The organism is Rhodococcus sp. (in: high G+C Gram-positive bacteria), assembly GCF_049591685.1.
In the GTDB taxonomy this organism is placed as follows: Bacteria; Actinomycetota; Actinomycetes; order Mycobacteriales; family Mycobacteriaceae; genus Rhodococcoides.
This window is the reverse complement of record NZ_JBAWFH010000525.1, coordinates 1-3,166: the sequence shown is the minus strand read 5'-3', so window position 1 is coordinate 3,166 and position 3,166 is coordinate 1. Positions and strand designations below refer to the sequence as shown.

General features: G+C 63.2%; 3 protein-coding genes. 1 reads left to right on the top strand and 2 read right to left on the bottom strand.

The genetic code is table 11. The annotated features are described in order from the left end of the window. A partial coding sequence (locus WBQ44_RS21495) for a pyruvate, water dikinase regulatory protein (protein ID WP_495568692.1) occupies positions 1-675 on the bottom strand: 675 nt, incomplete at its 3' end. A 301-nt stretch (positions 676-976) separates the two neighbouring features. After that, the gene (locus WBQ44_RS21490) at positions 977-2,275 is read right to left on the bottom strand and encodes an MFS transporter (protein WP_495568691.1); all 1,299 of its coding nucleotides are present in this window, start codon (positions 2,273-2,275) and stop codon (positions 977-979) included. Between the two features lie 203 nt (positions 2,276-2,478). Between WBQ44_RS21490 and WBQ44_RS21485 the strand changes: the two genes are divergently transcribed. Next, positions 2,479-3,166, top strand: a 688-nt coding sequence (locus WBQ44_RS21485; RefSeq protein WP_495568690.1) for an NAD(P)-dependent oxidoreductase, incomplete at its 3' end; no start/stop codon positions are given.

The following is a 3,166-nucleotide window of genomic DNA, read 5'->3' as shown; positions in this document are numbered from 1 at the left end:
CGTCGAGCTGGGGCGACGCTCATGGCGCACCTGGCTCAGCCGCAAAGGAGTGGTGGTCAGCCCGAAACATTTGTCGCGATGCGGAGCCACCGTGAGTGGAAGTTCGTCGGAGGGGAAGTCATCGTCGGTCAGCGGATAGTTGGCCACCAGCAGTCCGTACTGCAACGCGAGGTACATCGTCGTGGGAGTCTTGCCGCACCGGGAGGGAGCAATGATGATCACGTCAGCAAGGTGGAGCCCTCGCTCGCTCTGCCCGTCGTCATGTTCGATCGCGTACTCGACCGCCCGCATCCGAGCGAAGTACCGCTCGATGTCGCCAACCCCATGGAATTGACCGAGCTGCTCAGATGCGGTTGTGCCGATAGCCGCTTCCAGTTCGGTCAGATGCCCACCCAGCAAGTCGATGACCACCGCACCAGAGGCATGGAGCTCGCCGAGGATATGGGCGGACTTCACTGTTGCGAAGACGATCGGCTGAGCGCCGTTAGTCGACGCGCGCTTGATGTCATCTACGACATTGCGGGCACCGACGGCCGAATCTACGAAGGGAACCGTGTGACGCTGAAACGGCGCGGCAGGGAAATTGGCGAGCAGGGCATTGCCGAGCGTCTCTGCCGTGATGCCGGTGCTGTCCGACACGAAAAAGACGACGCGGCCGGGGCTCAACGGCGCCAAGCGTGGCACTGAGCCGGACCTCTCAGCCACCTGCCACCATCGCTTCAGGAGCAAGCGCCGTGACCGGCTCGAGAGGCGTGGCCACAGGTTCCATTGGGCGTGGGGGTACCGGGCCGTCTCGGCGAGTATCGACGCGACCAGTGTTACGTGCCGCCGCTTCAACGGTCATGGATTTCTCCTGAGTCCTCGTCTTGTATGAGACGCATTCAGCGCGCGGTGCCTTGCGGATCGCGCTCTGGTGGTGCCGTCAGGGATGATGCTGGGCTGCGCGTGGCTACGCGCAGCCCAGCTCGATGGCGGATCAGCGGAAAAGGTGGTCGGCGGGGTTGCTGTTGCGTCGAACCGCGAACGTGACGAGAACGAGTCCGAACGCACCGGCAAGCATCAGGACGAATGCCGGCATGTATGTGTTTCCGGTGGTGGCGATTAGCCACGTCGCAAGGTAGGGGCCTGCGCCACCGCCGATCACGGCGCCCACGCTGTGACCAACCGCGACCCCGGTGTGGCGTACCCGGGTGGGGTAGAACTCTGCGACGGAGCTGTACGTGCCGGCCTGGGACAGCGCGTACGGGATCATGCCCAGCGCGAGGCCGGCGATCGCAAGCCCGAACACCCCGGTGTTCATCATCATGAACGTGGGGAAGGTCACAACGACGTAGAGGACGTACGCGATGATGAGCGTCTTGCGCGCGCCGACGCGGTTTCCGAACAACCCTGCCACCGGGATCAGGCACGCCGCAGTGAGAACAGCGATGAGGACGATCGTTGAAGCTTCACTGCTTGAGAAGCCCAGCACCTCCGAGAAGTACGTAGCCACGAAGACGGTGCCGATATACGTTCCCAGATTCTGCACAGTGGAGATGCCGATGACCTTGAACAGCTGCGGGCGGTAGTCTCGCCACACTTCCCCGAACGGCTGCTTCGTGGTGTCCTTCTTCTCGGAAAGGGCGACAAACTCGGGAGAATCGGCGACCTTCAACCGCGCCACCAGCACGAGGATGCCAAGGGGAAGCGCCAGGAGGAACGGCACACGCCACCCCCAGGCGAGCATCGCTTCCGCCGGCACGGCAAGCGCGATCAGCGCCGCAACCCCGGCCGCCATGCCCTTCCCGAGGTTCCCGAAAGCCGGGACAAAGGAAATGTAGAACGGTCGCCGCTGCGTCGGGGCCCACTCGCGAATGTATGAAGCAGCCCCGCCGATTTCTCCGCCGGCCGAGAAACCCTGCATCATGCGTAGGATCACCAGGAGGATTGGAGCAGCTACGCCAATAGCGTCGTAGTCCGGCAAGAGGCCAGTCAGCGTCGCGGCGGCACCCATCATCGAGATGCTGGCAATGAGGCTTACCCGCCGGCCCTTTCGGTCACCGAGCCGCCCGAAGAACCATGCGCCGACCGGGCGCACCAGGAACGCCGATCCAAACACCAAGAACGTGTTCAGCAGACCACTCACCGGGTCGTCGCTTGGGAAGAACACCACCGCAAGCGTGGCGGCCACGTAGCCATACACGCTGAAGTCGTAGTACTCGATGAACGTTCCAAAGACCGCCGCTCCGGTCGCCTTCTTGGCTCCCGTTCGACGCTTCTCCTCGACATCCGCCATGATCGCTCCTGTCTCCGTTGACTAAGTGCGTACGTCATCGCACTTTATTTTGACAGCGTCTCAGCGTTCTGCTCGTATGTCAAGCGCCAATTTCTCGACGGCTATGCGCCATCCTTGGCCGAGGCCACCCCTTGTGCTGAGCATATGACGTCAGCTACAGTCGCTAATTGCGAGTCCAATCGCGTTTAGCAAAGGAGCAACACATGGGACACGTTTTCATTCCGAACCCAATCTCGGACGTCATCGTCGAACGGCTTCAGACGACGAATGAGGTCACTCTGGGCTACGGCGCGTCTGCGCGAACATGGGAAGACGTCGCCGGCACCGTTGAGGCGACACTCGTGCGCGGAGACATGATCACCGCGGAGCGCATCCGCATGGCACCCCAGCTGAAGATCATCGCGCGGCACGGCGTCGGCACGAATAACGTCGACCTCGATGCGGCCGCCGCGCAGGGCGTATGGGTGACCACCACTCCTGGAGCGAACGCGCAGGCCGTCGCCGAACACGTGTTCGCCCTGCTCCTCTCCCTGACCCGCCACACCGCCCGAGCAGCGCAGAACGTGCGGTCTGGCGCATGGAACCGCGGCAGAACCGAACTGGTCGGCGTCCAGCTCCACGGCAAGACCCTTCTGCTCCTCGGCGGCGGCGGCATCGCGCGCCTCGTGATCCCGATCGCGAAGGGGTTCGGGATGAACGTGCTTGTGCACGACCCGTACCTTGCTGCAGATGTGGCCGAGGAACTCCGCGTGACACTTATCGACCTTGAACACGGCCTGTCGCTCGCGGACGTCCTCAGCGTTCACGTGCCGCTCACGCCGAGCACCGCCGGACTGCTCGATGCGCGGCGCCTCGGCCTCATGAAGCCCGGCTCGTACATCATCAACACCT